The organism is Gillisella vitis, from assembly GCF_001541345.2.
GTDB lineage: Bacteria > Pseudomonadota > Alphaproteobacteria > Rhizobiales > Rhizobiaceae > Allorhizobium > Allorhizobium vitis.
Genome location: NZ_LMVL02000001.1, coordinates 674,400 through 695,550, shown reverse-complemented (window position 1 = coordinate 695,550; position 21,151 = coordinate 674,400). Strand labels below are relative to the sequence as shown.

19 protein-coding genes are annotated in these 21,151 nt (G+C 57.8%); 4 read left to right on the top strand and 15 right to left on the bottom strand.

Features of this window, described 5'->3' with window-relative positions; translation table 11 throughout:
- Positions 1-56 precede the first annotated feature (56 nt).
- The 10 genes from ASB66_RS03005 to ASB66_RS02960 form a co-directional block, all read right to left on the bottom strand.
- Positions 57-833, bottom strand: coding sequence for a cyclase family protein (locus ASB66_RS03005; protein WP_060717351.1), 777 nt, complete (start codon positions 831-833; stop codon positions 57-59).
- Positions 830-1,750 carry an NAD-dependent epimerase/dehydratase family protein gene (locus ASB66_RS03000; protein WP_060717350.1) on the bottom strand — a complete coding sequence of 307 codons (921 nt, stop codon included), beginning with the start codon at positions 1,748-1,750 and terminating at the stop codon, positions 830-832. The genes ASB66_RS03005 and ASB66_RS03000 overlap by 4 nt, the downstream gene beginning before the upstream one ends.
- The gene (locus tag ASB66_RS02995) at positions 1,750-2,727 is read right to left on the bottom strand and encodes a fumarylacetoacetate hydrolase family protein (RefSeq protein WP_060717349.1); all 978 of its coding nucleotides are present in this window, start codon (positions 2,725-2,727) and stop codon (positions 1,750-1,752) included. The genes ASB66_RS03000 and ASB66_RS02995 overlap by 1 nt, the downstream gene beginning before the upstream one ends.
- A 39-nt stretch (positions 2,728-2,766) precedes the next feature.
- Complete coding sequence (locus tag ASB66_RS02990; protein ID WP_060717348.1) at positions 2,767-3,348, bottom strand: cupin domain-containing protein; 582 nt, start codon at positions 3,346-3,348, stop codon at positions 2,767-2,769.
- Positions 3,345-4,463, bottom strand: a complete 1,119-nt coding sequence (locus tag ASB66_RS02985; RefSeq protein WP_060717347.1) for an MFS transporter — start codon at positions 4,461-4,463, stop codon at positions 3,345-3,347. Before ASB66_RS02985 ends, ASB66_RS02990 begins: the two co-directional genes overlap by 4 nt.
- A gap of 143 nt (positions 4,464-4,606) precedes the next feature.
- Positions 4,607-5,737, bottom strand: a complete 1,131-nt coding sequence (locus tag ASB66_RS02980; RefSeq protein ID WP_060717346.1) for an FAD-dependent oxidoreductase — start codon at positions 5,735-5,737, stop codon at positions 4,607-4,609.
- A complete protein-coding gene (locus ASB66_RS02975; RefSeq protein ID WP_060717345.1) occupies positions 5,734-6,099 on the bottom strand; it encodes a Rieske (2Fe-2S) protein in 366 nt (121 codons plus the stop codon). Before ASB66_RS02975 ends, ASB66_RS02980 begins: the two co-directional genes overlap by 4 nt.
- A gap of 17 nt (positions 6,100-6,116) precedes the next feature.
- Positions 6,117-7,064, bottom strand: coding sequence for a VOC family protein (locus ASB66_RS02970; protein WP_060717344.1), 948 nt, complete (start codon positions 7,062-7,064; stop codon positions 6,117-6,119).
- Between the two features lie 32 nt (positions 7,065-7,096).
- Positions 7,097-7,777, bottom strand: a complete 681-nt coding sequence (locus ASB66_RS02965) for an EthD domain-containing protein (RefSeq protein WP_060717343.1) — start codon at positions 7,775-7,777, stop codon at positions 7,097-7,099.
- The gene (locus ASB66_RS02960; protein ID WP_060717342.1) at positions 7,774-8,946 is read right to left on the bottom strand and encodes an alpha/beta hydrolase family protein; all 1,173 of its coding nucleotides are present in this window, start codon (positions 8,944-8,946) and stop codon (positions 7,774-7,776) included. The genes ASB66_RS02965 and ASB66_RS02960 overlap by 4 nt, the downstream gene beginning before the upstream one ends.
- A gap of 230 nt (positions 8,947-9,176) precedes the next feature.
- Between ASB66_RS02960 and ASB66_RS02955 the strand changes: the two genes are divergently transcribed.
- Positions 9,177-10,133, top strand: coding sequence for a LysR substrate-binding domain-containing protein (locus ASB66_RS02955; RefSeq protein ID WP_060717341.1), 957 nt, complete (start codon positions 9,177-9,179; stop codon positions 10,131-10,133).
- Positions 10,134-10,214: 81 nt separating this feature from the next.
- On the opposite strand, the gene ASB66_RS02950 is transcribed toward ASB66_RS02955, so the two are convergent.
- From ASB66_RS02950 to ASB66_RS02940, 3 genes are all read right to left on the bottom strand, one after another.
- Positions 10,215-13,415 (bottom strand): efflux RND transporter permease subunit, encoded by a 3,201-nt coding sequence (locus tag ASB66_RS02950; protein ID WP_060717340.1) that lies wholly within the window; start codon positions 13,413-13,415, stop codon positions 10,215-10,217.
- A 180-nt stretch (positions 13,416-13,595) separates the two neighbouring features.
- Positions 13,596-14,786 carry an efflux RND transporter periplasmic adaptor subunit gene (locus ASB66_RS02945; protein WP_060717339.1) on the bottom strand — a complete coding sequence of 397 codons (1,191 nt, stop codon included), beginning with the start codon at positions 14,784-14,786 and terminating at the stop codon, positions 13,596-13,598.
- A 58-nt stretch (positions 14,787-14,844) separates the two neighbouring features.
- Positions 14,845-15,642: an alpha/beta hydrolase fold domain-containing protein gene (locus ASB66_RS02940; RefSeq protein ID WP_060717338.1), complete on the bottom strand. Its 798-nt coding sequence runs from the start codon at positions 15,640-15,642 to the stop codon at positions 14,845-14,847.
- A 201-nt stretch (positions 15,643-15,843) separates the two neighbouring features.
- Between ASB66_RS02940 and ASB66_RS02935 the strand changes: the two genes are divergently transcribed.
- From ASB66_RS02935 to ASB66_RS02925, 3 genes are all read left to right on the top strand, one after another.
- Positions 15,844-16,755, top strand: coding sequence for a LysR family transcriptional regulator (locus tag ASB66_RS02935; RefSeq protein WP_060717337.1), 912 nt, complete (start codon positions 15,844-15,846; stop codon positions 16,753-16,755).
- Between the two features lie 273 nt (positions 16,756-17,028).
- On the top strand, positions 17,029-18,201 hold the full coding sequence (locus ASB66_RS02930; RefSeq protein WP_158544200.1) for an acyl-CoA dehydrogenase family protein: 1,173 nt from the start codon (positions 17,029-17,031) through the stop codon (positions 18,199-18,201).
- 313 nt (positions 18,202-18,514) lie between these two features.
- Positions 18,515-19,063, top strand: coding sequence for a flavin reductase family protein (locus ASB66_RS02925; RefSeq protein ID WP_060717335.1), 549 nt, complete (start codon positions 18,515-18,517; stop codon positions 19,061-19,063).
- A 144-nt stretch (positions 19,064-19,207) separates the two neighbouring features.
- On the opposite strand, the gene ASB66_RS02920 is transcribed toward ASB66_RS02925, so the two are convergent.
- The gene (locus ASB66_RS02920; protein WP_012653833.1) at positions 19,208-19,675 is read right to left on the bottom strand and encodes an RrF2 family transcriptional regulator; all 468 of its coding nucleotides are present in this window, start codon (positions 19,673-19,675) and stop codon (positions 19,208-19,210) included.
- Positions 19,676-19,944: 269 nt separating this feature from the next.
- A complete protein-coding gene (ssuD, locus tag ASB66_RS02915; RefSeq protein WP_060717334.1) occupies positions 19,945-21,135 on the bottom strand; it encodes an FMNH2-dependent alkanesulfonate monooxygenase in 1,191 nt (396 codons plus the stop codon).
- Between the last annotated feature and the right edge of the window lie 16 nt (positions 21,136-21,151).

Here is a 21,151-nt window from a genome sequence, read left to right as displayed (position 1 = left end):
ATGCTGCGCCCGTGTCTTTTATAACGGCGGGCGCAGCAGATTGGCATACGACGAAACTAACCATCAGGGAAAATCGCCACGGCACGGCACCAGCCAGCCGAGCCGCCCTTGATCTTGACAGGCAGGCAGGAAACGGTGAAGCCGGAGCCCGGCAATTCCTCCAGCCGTGTCAGTTTTTCCATATGCAGAAAAATGCCTTCGCGGGCGGCTTTATGGCCTTCCCAGATCAATCCAGCATCCCTGGTTTCCGCAAACCGTTTCGCCGTGACCGGAAAAGGCGCATCCCAGGACCAGGCGTCGGTGCCCGCGATATGGACGCCTTGCGCCATCAGCCAATGGGTGGCCTCGCGTCCGATGCCACAGCCACGGCCCAGATAATCCGGTCGCCCATAGGCGGCACCGGCAGCGGTATTGACCAGCACCACATCGAAAGGCTGGAGTGTATGACCGGCCACTGCCAAGGCTGACTGTAGATCGGCTGCCGTTGCGATTGAGCCATCCGGCAGATGGCGTAGATCCAGTTTCACGCCGGGACGGATGCACCAATCGAGCGGCACTTCATCAATGGTCCAGGCGCGCTCGCCGTTATTCATCGTAGAAGCGAAATGCCAGGGCGCATCCAGATGCGTACCGGCATGGGCGGTCAGATTCAGCTGTTCTATGGCCCAGCCTTCCCCACCGGGGACATCGGCCATGTCGAGGCCGGGGAAGAAGCGCAAAACTTCCTCGGAGCCTTCTGCGTGGTTTGTGTAGGTGATTTTGGGACCAAGGCCCGGCGGATCGGCGGGAACATCATTTTCGATAGCAACGGACAGATCGATAATCTTCATCATGACTCTCCTGAAATTGCGGCTTTGGCAAGCGCGTCGAGATCGGCGTCGGCCTTGAATCCCGTCGCGAAGGCCGTGGCCGTATCAAGCGGCGGCATGGCACCAAACAGGCGGCGAAGCGTGTCGTCCTCGCCCCATTCGACCAATGCGGTTTTGCCCACGGAGCGGGCGACCGCCGTGGCCACCTCGCCAGTCGTTGCAAACAGCACTGGCGGCTGGACAAGGGTTACGGCGCTATCCTTCAGCCCTGCGGCATGCAACAGCATGTCCACCGCCGCCTGCCGTGAGACCCACCAACAGGCGCTGCTGGCCGGAACCGGACAGGCATAGGCTTCCCCAGCAGCAATCCGATGGAAAAGCAGGCTCATAAACGCCGAACCATGTCCGCTGTCGGTCGCAGGTCGTGCGACAATGCCGGGAAACCGCAGGCTGATGGCTGAAAGCGCACCGCGCCGCGTCAGGTCAGACAACAGGATTTCGGTCATCAGCTTGTGGGCGCCATAGGTCAGCTGCGGTGCGGCAGGTGTCTGCGCCGTGACGGTTGCCGCTCCAAGCGCACCATAGACCGCGATGGAAGAGGCAAAAACCAGCCTCGCACCGGGACGCCGAAGGGCTACGCCTTGCGCCAAAGCAATCGGCGCAAGCAGGTTTGCAGCATGTCCCAGCGCCTGTTCCCGCTCGGCAAGTCCTCCGGGAAGACTGGCCAGGTGGAAGACCAGATCGAAACCGGGTTCCAGCAATCTATCCAGAAAGCCGGGATCGCCGAGATCACCGACCAAGGCCTCGATCCCGTCAGGGACAGGTTGAGCAAAGGCCCGGTCTGTGACAACGATCCGCTTTGCCTGGTGAACAGCAAATGGAAGCCGCGCCACGAGCCCGCGACCCAAAAAACCATCCGCTCCGGTGACGAGAATGCGCATCAGGCCTTCACCACCGCCTGATCAATCACCCCGAAAGGCGTGCTCCCATCCGGCAGCCGGGCTTCCATCCGCACCTGGTCACCCCAGGTCAGAAAAGGTGTCCGCGCCTTACCTTCATCGAGAAGCTCGATCACCCGGATTTCGGAAATGCAGGATGAACCGGCGGCACGGTCTGCATTGGACACCGTCCCGGAACCCAGAATGGTTCCAGCCGACAAACGTCGGCTGCGGGCGCAATGAGCGATCAATTCACCGAAGGAGAAATGCATTTCGCTTCCATGGGCATCCCCAACCCGTCGTCCGTTGATCTCCACATGCAACGACAGGCCAACTCGACCGTTGGACCAATGCGGCCCGATCTCGTCCGGCGTGACGGCGATCGGTGCAAAGGCCGTCGATGGCTTGGCCTGGAGAAACCCGAAACCCGCCCGCATTTCGCGCGGCCCAAGCGCGCGCAGCGACCAGTCGTTGATCTGCACCAGCAGACGGACGTGATCGATGGCATTTTCCGGTGTCACGCCCATCGGCACATCGGCAAGAATAACGCCGAACTCGCCTTCCATATCGATCAGCAGCGCGTCGTCAAGAAACTCCACGCCTGCCAGCGGACCGCGAAAATCATCGCTTGCCCCCTGATAGATCAAGGGTACCGTCTCAAAATCCGGGTTGATCGGATTGTCGAAAGCTTTATCCATCAACCGGCCATGGTTGAGGAAGGCGGAGGCATCCAGCCATTGTGGCGCCCGCGGCAAGGGCGCCAGACACCGTTCCGGCTGGAAGCTGGTGGCAAAAGGTTCATTCCCTGCATTGAGCCGCTCATAGAGTTCGAGAAGACGGGGAGCTAAGGCATCCCAGTCCTCCAGAGCGGCGAGCAAGGACACAGCGATGCCGGTTGCCGGAACGGCCCGTTTCAGATCACGCGAAACGATCCAGAGTTGGCCGTCGCGGCTTCCATCGTGATAGGTTGCAAACTTCATGATGACCTCGTTCCTGCTGTTATTGGTGGCACCCGGCGATCATCGTCCGGCAAGGCTGGCTGCGATGGCGGGATCGTAGACCCCTGCGATCAGGATGAAGAGCATCCGGCACGTCTTGCCGGAGCGATTGGCCCAGGCATGATTGGTGCCACGCTGGATAACGACGGAACCCTGCTTCAAAAGCACCTCGCCATCATCAAGCACTAGGGTCATCTCGCCTTCAATGACAATGCCGTAATCAACCGATTCCGTGCGATGCATCAGCGGATGCGGGGAATGCTCCTCCACTGTGGAAGCCGCTTTGTCGCCCAATTGCTCGAAGGCAACGTTCATTCGCTCCGCACCGGTTTGCAAAAAATCCTCGGTATCCGGCGGGATATCGACGAAACGGATGCGCGTGCCGCCTGCTGGAGGGGGAAGGATAAGGGGACCGAGGGTTGGATCGGCCCCATTGTCGATCCGCACAGGGCTTTCGCCGGTCTCCCACACTTCGTGAAACATGGTGCCGGGAATGGCATTGATTTCAACCACCTTGGGCAAAGGTCCGACTTCGCTGAGGATGGAGCGACCATCGCTCGCATGGCCGGTGACGATACGGGTAATGTCAGGAAATTGTGTCATGCTGTTTTCGCCTTGGTAAAGAAGCCAATAGAGACCGCGCCGACCGCCACAGCCGTCACACCCAGCGCCGCAAAGCCAAAATTTTCGCCCAATGCGCCACCGACAATAGGGCCAAGTGCGGCACCCACCATCAACATCGCCGGGGTCGCTGCAACGGCACGTCCGGTCGGATCGAGTTTTGCGAGACGACCGAACGCAAAGTTATGGGTGAAGATCTGCACTGAGACGAACAGAGAGGCCGCAACCGCCCAGAGAGGGAAAACGGTTGCTGAAGTCACGATGATTGCGAGAATGACCTGCACCGCCGGTCCGATCTGGGTGACAGTTGTGGCGGAAACGCGGGTCTGCAAAAAAGCCGCCAATGGAGATGGCACTATAAAGTTGACGAAGCCCAGCGCGATGAGAACAGCCAGCACGCTCTCTGCGGAAAACCCGCGCGATTTACCGATGACCTCAACGAAGGAAAATACCATGGATTGGTTGAAGGTCAGGATGCTGATCCCAAAGATCGTGAACCACATCGCCCGGCTAAACGGCTTCTTCTCTGGTTCAACGGCATGGACGGGATTGCGAAACAAGAACGTACAGGTAAGGGCGGCAATCACCATGATACCGGTGAACACATAGAAGAGAACAGAGCCGCCATAGACGATCAACAGTTGCGGAATGGCTGCCAGCAGAACAATGGCGAAAAGGCCAAGGGCTATGCCGGCCATGGCGTATAGCCGATGCGGGTTGGTTGCCTGGCCGATCGTTCCATGCACCATGGAAAGAGCTGTCCCAACCGCGAAACCGGCAGTCAAATGCAGGAGAGCAAGGGGAAGGAAAGCCGTCTCTCTCGATGCGCCCAAAAAAGCGGTAGCGGCAACGGCAAAAGCCGTGGAGGCCCAGCGCCGCTGGTTCATCTGGTTGAAACGGGGTGCGACGATGAGGCTCGCGACAACTGCACCGACCAGGAACAAGGTAACGATCCCGCCGGCCTGTTGTGGGCTGAACCCGAAGCGTTCGACAAGCGCGCCAACCCAAACGGGGAGAGCAATCAAGTCAAGCATGCCCGAGAAGTGACCGATGACGAGGGCAATCGACCCGGCCACTCCAAATTTCTGTCCTGACATTCCATCTCCTCCGGTTCTTTTCATGCGCCGACAAAAGCGTCCGATCTCCCAATCGGGACGCCGTCGAAAATACTCTAACAAAATCAATATTTTAAGTAATTTTAAAATTGAGTATCGACTATCACTTGTAATGAATTCTGGTGTCAGATCGCTTCCGCCAGGGTTTTCATCGAAACTTTCATGATTGAGGCATGCTCTTCACGGCTGCCGCCATGGATCTCGATATCGGCCAGACGGCCCGAATTCTCGACCACCATCCGACACCGCTCCCAGCGCCTTGCCTCGAACGCGGCAAGCGCGTCATCGACATCGCTGCCCTTGACCAGCTCCTCGGCCAGCACCATGGCATCCTCGATACCAATACAGGCACCGGCGGCCAGATGCGGTGTCGTGGCATGAACGGCGTCGCCGATCAGCACCACCCGTCCCTGAAACCAAGGACGCGGCAGTAACATTTGCTCCAGTGGCCGGTAAATGATCTGGTGCTCTGCCGACAACTGCTTGGCAATTCCTTGGATGATTGGCGAGCTGAAGCGCTCCATCAAGCCGCGCAGGGTCTCGACGAACAGCTCTGGGGCCACAAAGTCATTGGTGGGGCGGTCTTCGGTCAGAAACAGATAGGCTTGGGTTTTGTTGACGCCATTCAAACCGACCTTCAGTTTCGGACCCATCCACATGGTGATGGTTTCCAGCTCCTCCGGTCTCGGCAAAACGGCGCGCCAGACCGACTGGCCGATGAAACGGGGCTTTGGGGCATGAGGAAACGTCTTGGAACGGACAGCGGAAAACAGCCCGTCCGCCCCGATGACGAGATCGAACCGGTCTGAACTGCCGTCGCTAAAGCTGACCTGTGCTCCGTCTTCGCTCTGGACGATCTCGGTAAATGTCACGCCTAGCCGAACCTTGGTCGTGGAAGCCCGCACCGCCTCCGACAGGATTTTGGCAAGCGCCGGGCGCATGATACCGCCGCCGCCGGGAATATCGGCGCCCGCCACCCGGGGGGTCGGCAATGTGAACAGCACGGCATCATCCGGCCCCCGCAACTGCACGCCGTCGCTGGCATACCCATCTTCCATGAAGCGATCCAGGAGGCCGAGTTGGCGCAGCACCCTGAGCGTCGAGCCGTGCAGGCTGATGCCTGCCCCATAGGACCGCCATCCCGCATCGATCTCCACGAGATCGATCTCAAACCCCTCTCGCGACAGCTGAAGTGCCGCAGTCATTCCCGAAAAACCACCGCCGATAATCAGGATCTTCTTGATACCCGAATTCATGTTTTTTCCTCCTCCGCAGTTACCAAAGCGAAAACCTCGCCTTCCTCACCCACTGCAATATTCACTCGTGTCAGTCCTTGTCCCAGGCAAGGGCCAAGCACACATTCTCCCGTCTCAAAATCGAACAAGGCGCCATGGGAATGGCAGGCGAGATGGGTTTTCTCGCCGTTGAAATAAGCGTCCGTCTTCCAGGCCATCGGCGTTCCGCTGGAATAATGCGGGCAGGCATCGAGCCAGGCGTGGAGCTTGCCATCACGTCTGATCACGATGATCTTGCGACGGAAGCCTTGAAGTGGGCCGAAGCCTTTAGCCTCGCCCTCGCCAACGGCATCCTGTCGGCAGAGGAATTGTCGGGATGGCATGGTCTCTTTCCATCACGTCAGGACTTTGCACCGGGAGGCGGCCCGCCACCAGGCATCCACTTCTCGCGCATCTCGAACAGGATGATCTGAGACGCCTCGGCACTGATCGGCACGTCGCGGCCCACCCATGTATCGTCGTGCTTGTCCATATCGGCGTCGTATTCGAAGTGACAGCCAAGGGGACTGTTGAAATACCAGAACCAGTTCGATCCGAACTTATGACGACCAGGTCCCCAGAAGCTCTGATAGCCCTTTTTGACGAAGCGCGTTCCTGCAACCATCAATTCCGTTGGGCCACCCATATGGAAGGCAAGATGCTCACAGCCTTTCATGTAATCCGGCGTGCGAATGAAGAACAGCGTGTGATGATCGTCATTTGCCTTGGGCCGCAGAAACGGACCTGCCCCGCTCAATGTATCCGTGACGACGAAGCCGAGGCGATCACAGTAAAACTCGGTTGCGATCTCAATATCGGGAACGAACAACACCACATGGCTGAGCGAGCGCGGCAGCGCCGGCATCTCTTCCCATACGCCGATTTCGTTCGGTTTGCGTTGGGCGGGTGCGCCCGGTGCGTTGATCTTTTCGGCTGGCATGTCGAGTTCGCGGCGGATCGACACCTGGAACTTGAGCTCGAAGCCATGACTATCCTTCACTTCGATCGAACCGTTGGACAGCCGCGTAACGCGGCGGTCCTTGGACAGCTCGGCTTCGATCGCGTCCAGATCTTCGGCGGTGCGCACGCCATACACCTGCTGGCGCAGCATGTTCGAGGTCGGCAGCGGCGGCGGCAAAGACGGATCGGACGTATGACGAACAATAACACCCGTGCCGTCCAACGCTTCAAACAGGCCACCGGCGTCCGTCACATCAACCGGCTTCAAACCGAAAGCCGTGAGATATTCGCAGCTGGCGGCGACATTATCGACACCAAAGACAAGATAATCGGGTCCGATGATGTTCATGGGACATTCCTTTCTTTCATGACGTCTGGCATTTATTTTGCGAGGTCTACGTGACCGGCGTGGAGAACATATTCGCGGGCGATGGTCAGGCTAAAGCCGGTATCGCCGGGGCGAAGCTCGTTGATGGCGCTGCGGCAGGCTTTTGCGAAAGCGATGCCGGCGGCCTCGTCGGGCAGCCAGTGTTCATCGATGGCGCCAATCGGGCCGGGAAACAACGGTGTGTTGCGGCAATATCCAAGCAAGCCATGTGAGGCCGTATCGACCACATCCAAAACAGCGTTTGCATGAGGCTTTTCACCAAACCAGGCCAGGAATACCTTCACTCTACCCTCAGTCGGTTTCACCGGAATGATTGGCTCTTCCGAGCAGGGCGTGCCGATCAACGTGGCGTCATCGACCATTTCTGGCTCATCGGGCTTGAGATGTTGCAGATAGAACGGCGTCTCGCGTGACGCCTTCAAGTCTGCGAGATCCTCAGCCCAGACCTCTGTGACGAAATCTACGCCGAGCGACAACGCCTTGGCCTGCGGCTCGCCGCCGAAATAGACACCATCGAACGCATGGTTCTGAACATAGCGCTTGGGCGCTTTCACCGGATCATCGGCGATATAATCCAGCACGAGCTTGCCGTGATGGTCCTTCATATGCGCGCGATGTTCAGCAAGGGTCTGGCCCAGCCGCCGACGGCCACAAATTAACAGTTTGACGGTCATGGGTTTTTCCTGACTGCGGTGCGTCCACCCAGCACCTCGGCGACCCAATCGGCGATATAGGCACCGGCATTTGCCGAGTTGTCGAAGCTGGAATGCTGGATGCCGCCGGTGCGCTCATCGAAAATCTTCAGCTCGCGGTTGGGGCTGTTGACCAGCTGGTCATAGGTGGCATGAGCCCATTGCAAGGGAATTTGGCTGTCCTTTTCGCCGTGGGTGACAAGGAACGGCACGTGAATCCGGTCCAGAATGCCATTGAGATGAACTGTTTCGGCAATCGCCATGAAGTCATCCATGTCCTTGGCGCCCCAGACCCACATGACGTGGCTCCAGTAATGAGGAACGGGAAGATTGCCTTCGCGGGCGAGACGCTTTTTCTGCACATCACGCCAGTCGTGATTGGCGCCCCACACCACACCGCAGGCAAAGCGCGGTTCGAAGGCGACAGCGCGGGGACAATAGTAACCACCGAGCGACACACCTTCCATGCCGATCCGCTTCGCATCGACATCCGGCTGGCCCTCCAGCCAATCGACCACTCGGCTTGCCCAATGCTCGCTATCGTAGCGGGCTGTCAATTCTTGCAGGCGCAGGGCTTCCCCCGTACCAGGCTGGTCGACGATCAGCGAAGCGACGCCACGCTTGGCAAGCCATACCGGCAACCCAACCAAAAACTTCATTTCCTTGGTACTGTCGAGACCATTGACCTGAACCAGAAGCGGTGCGGCACCTTCGACACCTTCGGCGGGTACGTAAAGAGCGGAAAGATGCTTGCCCTCATAGGGAATTTCCACCCGGCGACAAGATGAGCCGGACAGTTTCAAGCCCTTTTCGAACGCATCCAGAAAGCGCTTGTACAAGGCTACCCGGCCCTCAGAACCATGGGCAAGCAACCGTTCCGCGGTCAGCATGTAATTGGCGGCGCGGATCAGCTTGTCACCCGCAGAAATCAACCGGCCCTTTGCTTCGTCTTCATCAGCCAGAGAAACCAGCTTGTCCGCCATCTTGATCCAGGTCTCGCGGAAAGCTTGCGTACCGGCTGCGTCCGGCGCCTTGGCCGCCTCCTGCAACGGGGCGCACATTTCTTCGATCTCGCCCATCCGGGCACCCATCTCGATAGATAGATCGACAGACAGGTTCCAGACATAATTGGTCGGAAAATACTTAAACATCAGGTCTCCTCCAACTCGCCTCCTCGGGCGATTTAGTCCATGGGAGAACCACGCTGCCAGCGCTAAGGCCAGCCACGAAATTTCCTCCCTGGCCCAAGATGTACCCAAGAAAAATTCGTTTACAAATTGCATTGATGAATGATCTGTATTTTTAAAATAAATACATGAATCGATTGATCCCCCGATAGTTTGGCGGGTCATTCGAGAAATTCCTTGGGAGGGGGATAATCATGCGCTTTAAGAACCTAGACCTTAATCTTCTGGTGGCGCTCGACACGCTGATCAGGGTTCGCAATGTCAGCCGTGCCGCAGACGAAATGTTCATCACCCAATCGGCGATGAGCAATGCCCTTGGGCGCCTGCGCGATTACTTCGACGATCCGCTTTTGATTCAGGTCGGGCGATCCATGGAATTGTCGCCGCTCGCCGCCTCCTTGGAGCTGCCCTTGCGCGACATAATCGTGCGCATCGAGGCCGCCGTTGTGTCAACCCCGTCCTTCATTCCTCAGGAATCGACACGCAGTATCAACCTCATCGTGTCAGACTATACGCTCAACACGATCATACCGCCGTTTCTGCGACAGGTGTCGGCGCTTGCCCCGGGTGTGCAAATCCATTTCCAGCCACAACAAAACTACCCCCATCTCCTTCTTGAGCGCGGAGAAGCGGATCTATTGGTGGCGCCAAGCGATTTTTGCTCGACCAATCATCCATCGGAGCCTTTTCTGGAAGACCAGATCTGTTGCGTTGTGGATGCGGACGGACCGCTGGCCGAAGGGCCTATGACAGAGAAGGATTTTCTTGAGGCGGGCCATGTGGTGATGCAGCCACCCAATGGTGGAGAGACCTTTGCCCAACGCGCCTGCGACAAGCTCGGACTAAAGATCAAGGTGGAGGTTTCGACCTTTTCCTTTGCGTCTCTGCCCTTCCTTATCCGTGGCTCAAAACGCATTGCCATGGTTCAGCGCAGCCTGGCGGAATGCATGCTCAATCTGGGCGGTATCCGCATCATGGACCCGCCTTTCCCTCTGCCACCATTACAGCAATGCCTGCAATGGCACAGCTATCGCACCCGTGATCCCGCACTGGTCTGGTTCCGATCCCAGATGCACGATGCAGCAGCGAGAGTTTGTCCGGAAAAAGTCGAACCAGACCGGCACGAGAGGCATGAGACGGTTTCTGGCTGAGCGCTGTTGGCGAACCCCAAAAACAGAAGATAAACAGTGAAGTGCCGCTGCGCCTCGGAAGCGCAACGGCACGTCGTTTCTTTACTCGGCCGCCATGCGCATCGGCCTGTCATTGTCCTGCTCATGGTCCTCGTTGACATGCTGCACCAGCGGACGATTCCCGGCCAGTTTGCGGATCAGCACATAAAAGACTGGCGTCATGAAAATGCCGAAGAACGTCACGCCAATCATGCCCGAAAACACCGCGATCCCCATGGCTGCGCGCATTTCGGCCCCGGCACCGGTTGAGGTGACCAGCGGAACGACGCCCATGATAAAGGCCATGGAGGTCATCAGGATCGGGCGCAGCCGCAAACGGCTAGCCTCGATAGCCGCCTGAACCGGTGTCCTGCCTTCAAATTCCAGCTCCCGCGCGAATTCGACGATCAGGATGGCGTTTTTGGCCGATAGCCCGACAAGCACGATCAGGCCGATCTGGGTGAAGATATTATTGTCTCCCCCGGTCAACCAGATCCCGGTCAGCGCCGCCAATACGCCCATCGGCACGATCATGATGATCGCCAAAGGCAGGGTCAGACTTTCATATTGCGCCGCAAGCACGAGATAGACTAGAAGCAAAGCCAGCGGGAACACCAGGAAGCCCGAGCTTCCCGCCAGGATCTGCTGATAGGTCAGATCGGTCCATTCGTAGCCGATGCCTTTGGGCAGCACATCGGCTGTAATCTTTTCGATTGCCGCCTGGGCCTGGCCGGACGAGAAGCCGGGTGCCGGTCCGCCATTGATGTCGGCAGCCAGAAAGCCGTTATAGCGGTTGGTGCGTTCCGGCCCCGTTGTTGGATCGACCCGCAGCAGCGCAGACAGCGGGATCATCTGGCCGGATGCCGAGCGTACTTTCAACTGGCCGATATTGTCGGACGTGGCCCGAAACTTGGCATCGGCCTGGGCGCGAACGCTGTATGTGCGGCCAAAGGCATTGAAGTCATTGACGTAGAGCGAACCCAGATAGATTTGCAGGGTCTGGAACACATCGGTGACGGAGACACCGAGTTGCTCTGCCTTGGCGCGATCAAGATCGGCATAAAGCTGCGGCACATTGATCTGGAAGCTGGAAAACAGGCCGGTCAGCTCCGGTGTCTGGTAGGCCTTGGCCAGCACAGCCTTGGTGGCTTCATCCAGCGCCTGATACCCCAGTCCCGCCCGGTCTTCCAATTGCAGTTTGAAGCCACCGGTCGTGCCGAGACCCTGGACGGGCGGCGGCGGGAACATGGCGATGAAGGCATCCTGAATGGAGGAAAACTTCTGGTTCAGCTGCATGGCAATAGCCCCACCGGACAGATCAGGCGTCTTGCGCTGGTCGAAATCCTTCAGGGTCACAAAGACGATGCCGGCGTTGGAGGAATTGGTGAAACCGTTGATCGACAGGCCCGGAAAGGCGATGGCGTGAGCCACGCCCGGCTGGGCAAGTGCTATGTCGCTCATCCGCTTGATCACGTCTTCCGTGCGGTCAAGGCTGGCAGCATCCGGCAACTGGGCAAAGCCGATCAGATATTGCTTGTCCTGTGCCGGTACAAACCCACCCGGCACGGCATTGAACAGGCCATAGGTGGCACCGGCCAGCGCCAGATAAACGACCATGACAATGCTTTTGCGCGACAGCAACCCGCCGACGCTTTTCCCATAGGCATTGGAGCCAGCGCCGAAGACCCGGTTGAAGCCTCGGAAAAACCAGCCCAGCAGAAAATCCAGGCCGCGCGTCAGCCGGTCCTTCGGGGCATGATGGCCCTTCAAAAGCAGAGCCGCAAGCGCCGGTGACAGGGTCAGCGAGTTCAGCGCCGAAATGACGGTCGAGATGGCGATGGTCAAGGCAAACTGGCGGTAGAACTGGCCCGAGAGACCGGAAATAAACGCCAGCGGCACGAAGACCGCCACCAGAACCAGGGCAATGGCGATAATCGGCCCCGACACTTCCTTCATGGCACGGTAGGTCGCCTGACGGGGCGACAGGCCGTTTTCGATATTGCGCTCGACATTTTCGACAACGACGATCGCATCATCCACGACGATGCCGATGGCCAGAACCAGACCGAACAGACTGAGCGCGTTGATGGAAAAGCCGAAGGCGTACATGACAGCGAAAGTACCGATGATCGACACAGGAACCGCGATCAGCGGAATGATCGACGCCCGCCAGGTCTGGAGGAAAAGAATGACGACCAGCACGACCAACGCCACGGCTTCCAGCAGGGTATCGACCACTTTTTCGATGGAGGAGCGGACGAATTTGGTGGTGTCGTAGACGATTTCGTATTTGACGCCTTCCGGCATCGCCAATTGCAGCTCATCCATCGTCCTCACCACTTCATCGGAAATGGTGATAGCGTTGGAGCCGGGCGCCTGGAAAACAGGAATGGCGACAGCCGCCTTGCTGTCCAGCAGGGAGCGCAGTGCGTAATCGGAAGCGCCAAGCTCGACGCGGGCAACATCGCGCAATCGGGTAATCTGACCGTTTGCACCGCTTTTGACGATGATATTGCCAAAATCCTCGGGCGTTTGCAGCCTGCCCTGCGCGTTGACATTCAGCTGTACATCGACGCCCGGCAGGCTTGGCGACCCACCGATGATCCCGGCTGCGGCCTGGACATTCTGGGCGCGGATAGCCGTGGTAATATCGCTGGCCGCCAGTCCGTGCTCGGCTGCCTGCTGCGGATCGATCCAGATACGCATGGAATAATCGCCGGAGCCGAAGATTTGTACCTGACCGACACCTGCAATCCGCGCCAGCCGGTCTTTGATGTTCAGGACGCCGTAATTGCGCAGGTAGGTAATGTCATAGCGATTGTCGGGGGAGATCAGGTTGACGACCATCATCAGATCGGGAGAGCTTTTGACCGTGGTCACGCCGAGGCTTTTGACCTCTTCCGGCAGACGCGGTTCGGCCTGCGACACCCGGTTCTGCACCAGTTGCTGGGCCTGATCGGGATCTGTGCCGAGCTTGAAGGTCACGGTCAGCGTCATCACGCCGTCCGAAGTCGCCTGGCTCGACATGTAAAGCATGCCTTCGACGCCATTGATCTGCTCTTCCAGCGGCGTCGCGACGGTTTCGGCTATCACCTTCGGATTGGCACCGGGATAGGTGGCCCGCACGACAATCGACGGTGGCACGACATCGGGATATTCGGAAATCGGCAGCGACCGCATGCCGATCAATCCGGCAACGACGATCAGCACCGACAGCACCCCGGCAAACACCGGGCGGTCGACAAAAAATCGGGAAATGTTCATTTCAAAGCCCTCTCCGGCGTGAAACAACTCCGCCCTCGGACAAAAGCGACGTTTCGTCCGGCAAACGGTGGATATGGATATGACAGTCCTGCCCGGCGGCCTTTGCTGCCGGGAGGATATTGGACCTGACAAGTGTTCGCGCTTTGCGAAAAAAGCGTCAGGTCAATGCGGAGGCTATGCTTACTTCGACGCCGCGAGCTTTTCTTCTAGCTGCGGCGCAACCACTGCGCCCGGTTTGATGCGTTGCAGACCGTTGACGACGATCGTATCGCCAGGAGCAAGCCCGTTTTCCACCACACGCTGGCCTTCGGCCACGGCGCCCAGCTGGATCTGGCGGTAATTCACCTTGTTATCGGCATCGACCACGAAAACGAATTTCTTGTCCTGATCGGTGCCAATCGCCCGTTCGCTGACCAGGATCTTGTTTTCCGGCACTGGTTGTCCCATGCGCACCCGCACGAACTGGCCAGGAATAAGCCTGCCGCCCGGATTGTCGAAGACGGCGCGCACGCCAATCGTACCACTGGCGGCATCGACCTGATTGTTGATCAATTGCAACTTGCCTTTGATGGGCGTGCCGTCATCGGCCAAAGTGCCGATTTCGACCGGGATGCGATCAATGTCGGCTAAGGCGGCCCCGGTTTGCGGCAGCTGCGACAGAGCCTTGGCAACCAGTTGCTCGCTGACATTGAAGCTCGCATAGATTGGATCGACTGACACAAGTGTGGTCAGGACAGAGGACGAGGAACCCGAGGCCACCAGATTACCCGCCGTAACCTCGAGCTTACCAACGCGACCGGAAACCGGGGCGCGCACCTGGGTATAATCCAGCTCCAGTTGAGCCGATTGCAGCTGTGCTCTGGCGGTTCCCATGGCGGCTTGAGCCTGGGTAAAGCTATTGCGGCGCTGGTCCATATCGCTTTGCGAGATCGTGCTGTTGCCCGATAGTTTCAAGCCGCGATCCAGTTCGATCCTGGCAAGATCGACCTTGGCCTCGGCTGAAGCGAACTGGCCTTCCGCCTGATCGACAGCGGCCTGATACGGGGCGGGATCGATGGTGAACAGCAGATCGCCTGCCTTGACCAGCGCGCCCTCACGAAAGTGGACGGATTGGATGGCTCCGCCGACCCGTGGCCGCACATCGACCCGTTCAACAGCCTCGAGACGGCCGGAAAACAGCTCCCAATGGGTGAAATTCCGGCTGGAAACCTTTGAAACCGTGACCGGCACGGCAGGAGCCGGTGCAGCCGCCGAGGCCGCCGTTGCGGCAGCACTCATCGGCAATTGAAGAACCACGGATACGGCTGAAATGGACACAACAAGGCCCAGGCCGGCGCCCATAAGGGCCCAGCGTTGTTTTCTGGATGACATTGGCAATCTCCTTGCGGCCCCCACCGGCCGCCATTGTTCATTCAGGTTTCACGACATTCTAGCGAATGCTGATCTGTTTAACGAAGTCTTCGAACTGGCTTTCAAACTCAGGCTCCCATGTCGACGCATGGATCTGTTGACCGTCATAGATGGATGACCAGCCCTTCCCGGAAGGCAGGATCTGGCTACAGGTTTTAACGCCTGCCTGCTTCAGGCTTTGCGCGAACGCAAGACTTTCATCACGCAGCGGATCATCCTCAGCGCTCAAAACCAAGGCAGGCGCGACGCCAGCGAGACGCGAACAGAGGCAAGGTGCCGCATAAGGATGGCATCCGCCACCGCTCAGATAGCGGCTCCAGCCTTCCGCCCAGCGCTCCCGCATGCCGATGGCTTCCGCTTCACGGATGGACGCCGTCCCCATGAATGGATCGAGCAGCGGCGACAGCAGGATCTGTCCGTCAAGTTCGTTGGCGAAATGATCCCGTGCCTTCAGCGCGACGCTGGCGGCAATATTACCACCCGCCTCAACGCCTGCCAGCAACAGCAGCGATTTACGGTCGCCAAGCCCGGCACGCTTGTTGGCGAGATAGGAGAAAATCGAAAAACCCACCTCAAGCGGACTGGGGAAGACCGGCCCGAGCGGCGCGTTATAGTCCGGCACCACCACGATAGCGCCGGTCCTCGCCAGACAGGCCGCAACCGAACTGTCCACCACGCCCGATGCCATGAAGGCACCGCCGTGAAAGAACAGCACGACCGGCGGCCCCTTGCCATATTCGGCACCCTGATAGACACGCGCCGACACCGGCCCGACGGCCAGCTTATCCAGCACCATATCTTTCACTTGTACCGACATTGCTTCGACTTCCTTAAGCCCCCACTTTCGGGACCTCTGATTCCCCCGGTCCGACCAGCAGCCCCCGAGATGAGATATGCACGCTTGCAATTTCCCGTAAAATCTATTGTTATTCGCCAATCGGAACAAGCTGGCGTTTTCTAACTACACTGTTCGTATTTTCGAATAATAGTGCAACGCACATTAACAAGGCCAACTCCCATGGACCAGCTCTCAGCAATGCGTGCCTTTATTCGCGTGGTGGAAACCGGCAACTTTACCCGGGCGGCTGAACGGCTTGATATGCCAAAGGCAACGGTCACCAATCTCATTCAAGGGTTGGAAGCCCATTTGCAGACCAAGCTGCTCAACCGGACCACCCGCCGCGTCATGGTGACGACGGACGGGGCCTTGTATTATGAGAGAGCGGTTCAGATCGTTTCGGAACTGGCTGAGCTGGACGAAAGTCTTTCCAATGCACAAAGCACACCCCGCGGACGTTTGCGTGTCGAAATGTCCGGCGCCTTTTCCGACTGGATTGTGGTTCCCTCCCTCTGCGACTTTCACCAGAAATTTCCAGATATGCACATCGATCTCGGCGTCAGCGACCGGATGGTCGATTATCTTGCCGAAAACGTCGATTGCGCTTTGCGGGCCGGTACGCCATCCGATCAGTCCCTGATCGCCAGACGGGTTTGCGACGTGGAAATGATCACCTGCGTCGCCCCCCGCTATATCGAAAAATTCGGCATCCCGGCCCATCCGCGCGAGCTGGAAAACCACCACTATTGCGTGAACTATTTCAGCAGCAACAATAGCCGGAAAATGCCGTTCACGTTCAAAAAGGACAAGGAAGAGCTGGAGATCAGCGCCCGCTACATCGTGTCTGTCAACGATAGCCGCACCTATATGACCTGCGCCCAGAACGGCCTTGGCATCGCGCCGATTCCCCGGTTCATGGCCGCCAGCCTCATCGCATCGGGCGAATTGGTGCAAGTGCTGGCAGATTGGAGGCGTGAGCCGCTTCCTCTCTACATCGTCTATCCGCCAAACCGGCATTTGAGCAACAAGGTCCGGGTTTTCGTTGATTGGCTGGTAAAACTCTTGCTCGAAGCCAGGCTCAATGAGGGCTAAAACAACGACGTCACACACCCCACAACCCTTTGAAAAGGAAACTATACAAAATCTATCGATATGATAATATCGTTTATTGCCCACCTGTTTGGCGGGCTGCGGCTCTCGTGAAGCGGGAAGACACGTCACTAGAGCGTTTCTGCCCTACATGTCATCGCAGTAACGCTCTAACTCTTTGTTTTTACGCATTTCCGGACGGAAAACCGGTTTCCACTTTTCCTGGAAATGCTCTTGTCCGGAATTTCGAAATCGAGACAAAAGGGAGATGCCGTCATGGGAACATTCTCGCCCGTTTTCGACCGACTGGCTAGACCAGTTGCCTTCATCAAAGCCGAGGACGAAGCCCTTGGCGCCGCGCATGTCTTGGCAGAAAGTGCAGTGCCGACAGATGATGGGTCCTATGAAAAAGCAATCCTCGACCATCTGCTGAGGTCAGGGCTTCTCGGTATTTCCGTCTCGACCGATTACGGCGGGATCGACGTTTCAAATGTGTTATTATCAACCATTTGCTGTGTCCTGGCAAAGGCTTGTCCCACATTGGGGGCCATGCTTGCCGGTCATTATAGTGCATTGGAATTGTTGCGCAGCCATGGCAGTGAAGCACAGAAATCCTATTTCTTTGCTGCCGCACTGGCAGGCATGCGCTTGGCGCGCGTCAAAGCACCGTCTGCGGCAAGCCTGAAAGACAGGGGCCTCCACCTTTCCTATAATGGACTCGGCTGGTCATTGAATGGCACCGGCATGGCGTCACCTAACGCTACTTCTGCCGATTGGATCATGGTGTCCGTCCATGACCAGGCTGAAGAGCCAGCCCATCTGTTTTTCCCTGGGGGAACGGCGACGATGACGCCGATCGCCAATTCCCTTTCAGACAAAAGCCAGCCGGATCGGGGTGAGCCCGTGCTGTTTCGCGACCAGAGAGGCGAAATGGACGCGCAATTGCAGACCCGTCGTCCCGCACAGGGGCCGGGTGTGCCTCAGGCCATGGAGCTGCTTTTGCAGGCATCGGTGGAGCTGGGGAGAGGCAAAGCTGCATTCAGCCAATTGTTCGCAAGCCCGGTATTGGCCCCCTCTCATCTGCCTGACGACACGTTCGAACCCGATTTTGACCCATCAAAGACCGGCGCCATCGCCGATGCCGCCCTGCGGTTGGCAACAGCCGAAGCCGTGATCGAAAAAGCCGCCAGCGCCATTGATGCCGCCCAGATCGGCACCCAGGATCGGCATCGACATACCGCCTTCCTGATCGCATCGGCAGCCAATGCAGCCGCCGTGGAAGCCTCGACAATCGCTCAGTCTGTCGCAGCGGACCCACGCTTTGCGCATACAACCGCGCCTCTTGGCGCGGTCGAGTTCGAAAGCGCCGACGCCGGTATCATCGTTTCGCTTTTGCGTAAGGGCACACTTGGCTTGAGCGGTTTTTCAGATGATGATTCCAACGGATGACTTGCCGATGAGTGATAGCAGAGTTTGTATTGGGAAATATTGGACTCCGGTTTTTCCGAAAAGACAAACGGAACCAAGAGAAATGAGAGCCCATCTGGTTCAGTGTGAACCTGACGGGCTCTCACATTTCTAGCACATTATATTGGCTGCATGGCAGCCTTGAGATGTTTCTGGGTCTAGGAATGCAGAAAACCGCTATTTTTTAGAATTTTCTTCTCATAATTTAATCTATTAAAATTATGGATTACTTTGACAAAAGAGCCGTGAGATTTCATTTTACCGGCAGGAAAAGACAGCCATTTGGAGATTGCTCATGACGATCCTCACCATGCCGCGCAAGGACGCCAACGCCACCCCCTCTCCGCAGCCTTTGGTCGAGCCGGGTCTGCTGAAATCGGCCATGCGCCACGTCAGCGGCCAGGTCTCGGTGATCACGGCGGGCCAGGGGCCAGAGCGCACTGGCGCAACCGTCACCTCCGCCACCGCCTTGTCGGTCGATCCTCCAACGGTAATCGTCAACATCAACCGGACCTCTTCCAGCTATCCAGTGATCCGGAAATACGGTCATTTCGGCCTCAACATCCTTGCCAGTCATGACGAGCCTGTCGCCAATCGTTTTGCTGGTGTTGGGGGGCTGAAGGGAGAGGCCCGCTATGACGGGTCAAATTGGATCGTCGGGCATAGCGGTGCATCACTACTGGTCGGAGCACTCGCCGCAATCGACTGCGAAGTGGAAGAAATTATCGATCGCCATAGCCACGGCATCATCATTGGCCGGGTCATTTCGATCCAGCTCGGCGAAGGAAACCCACTGGCCTATCAGAACGGCCGTTACGGCAATTTCACACCGATTTTGGGCTGACTCTACGGCCAAAACAAACAATCAGCCTGCCGGATTATTCAGATCCGGCAGGCTGATTTTTGTGTTTGACGGGCATGGAGGTACGCCGTAGCGCTTGATATCCGCTACATAATTTTATCCTTAAATCCACGTGGATTTAAGGCATTATGCCGTAGCGCGCTTTTCCTGCTGCTCATCCTGCGTCAGCTCATTCAGGCTTGGCGTAGCGACGAATTGTTCCAGGGTCATATTGTCGAGAATAGCAGCGATGGCGTCGCGCACCTGGGTCATCGACCGCCGGACTTGACAGTTGACCGGATCGGCACAATCGTCGCAAGCCTCGAAAGCGGTGCGGCTGGCGCAACGGATCGGCGCAAGCGGCCCATCCAGCAGACGAATGGCGTGGCCAATACGGATTTCACTGGCGGGATGCGACAGGGAGTAACCGCCGCCCGGGCCTTTTTTCGACCGCAGGATGCCACCATTGCGCAATTCGAGCAGAATGGTGTCGAGAAACTTCTTCGGAATGTTGTTTCTGAGCGCAATCTCGCTGATGAACGCTGTTTCACCCGGTCCAAGCTGAGCCAGATCCACCAGCGCTTTCAAACCGTATTTGCCTTTTTTCGTCAGCATGACTGTCTGCTTTCCCAACATTCCGGACCGACAAATCTCGGCCCCATCCGCATTTCACCATGGCAATAAAGCCAAACTACAGCATGAATTTTAAAAACATATAAAAATTATGTATTTCATATTCAAGCTTTGCCGCAAGGGATTGTGGCTGGCAAACGTCAGATCAACCGACGTTTCACCGCCGTTCGTTGCATGGAAGCATCAAAAAAAGCAATACCGCCCCGGAACAACCCAGGGCGGCATAGTGATTAAGCGATACTTGCAGAGCGTCAGGACCCGGAAACCACCCGGAAACCGCCGGAATGGCCTCCACCGGCAAAGACTTTCGAATCGGCGAAATCGCTGTGCTTAATGTCGTTTTCGCTCGACCTGCCGAGACCAAGCTTCGGAAACAGCAGTTCCGCCACACGGTAGGCTTCTTCCAGATGCGGATAGCCGGAGCCGATCACCGTATCGATGCCAATGGCCTGATATTCCCGCAGGCGCTCCGCCACCGTTTCCGGCGAACCGACCAGTGCTGTACCGGCCCCTGCCCGCACCAGTCCCACCCCGGCCCAAAGATTGGGCGAGACTTCCAGCTTGTCGCGCCGACCATTGTGCAATTCTGTCATGCGGCGCTGCCCCACGGAGTCAGATTCCTTGGCAAAGCGCGCCTGGGTTTCGCGGATGGTTTCATCGGACAGTTTGGAGATCAGCTTGTCTGCGGCAGCCCAGGCCTCTTCGTCGGTTTCGCGGACGATAAAGTGCAGACGGATGCCAAAGGAAACATCCCGCCCGCTGCGGGCCGCGGCAGCGCGCACGGCATCGACCTTTTCCTTGACCTGCGCTGGCGGTTCGCCCCAGGTCAGGTATTTGTCGACGCGACGGGCGGCAAAGTCGATCCCGGCCTCTGACGAGCCGCCGAAATAGAGCGGCGGACGCGGCGATTGCACTGGCGGGAAGCCCAGGCGCGCACCTTCGGCACGAATATATTTGCCATTCAGATCGGCATGGCCCTTGCCCAGAAGATCTTCCCAGACGGTGAAAAACTCGTCGGCATGGGCATAGCGTTCGTCATGGGAGACGAAAATACCGTCACCGGCCAATTCCGAAGGGCTGCCGCCGACAACGATATTGAGCAGCGTGCGGCCGTTCGAGACCCGGTCCAGGGCGACCGCCAACCGCGCGTAATAGGCGGGCGACGCCGTGCCAGGGCGAATGGCGACCAGAAATTTCAGTTTCTGCGTATGGGCAGCCAACGACGCCGCCGTGACGAAGGATTCCTCGCAGGCGACCCCGGTTGGCAGCAAAACGCCGTAATAGCCGAGCCGGTCGACGGCGCTGGCAATCTCACGCAGATAGCCGTGATCAACCGGGCGGGTCAGATCGTTGGAGCCAAGATAGGTGCCGTCACCCGACGTGGGGATGAACCAGAGAAAATCGATGGGCCGCGCATTTTGTGCATTGGACGTTTTAGTCATGGACAAGTCCTTTCAT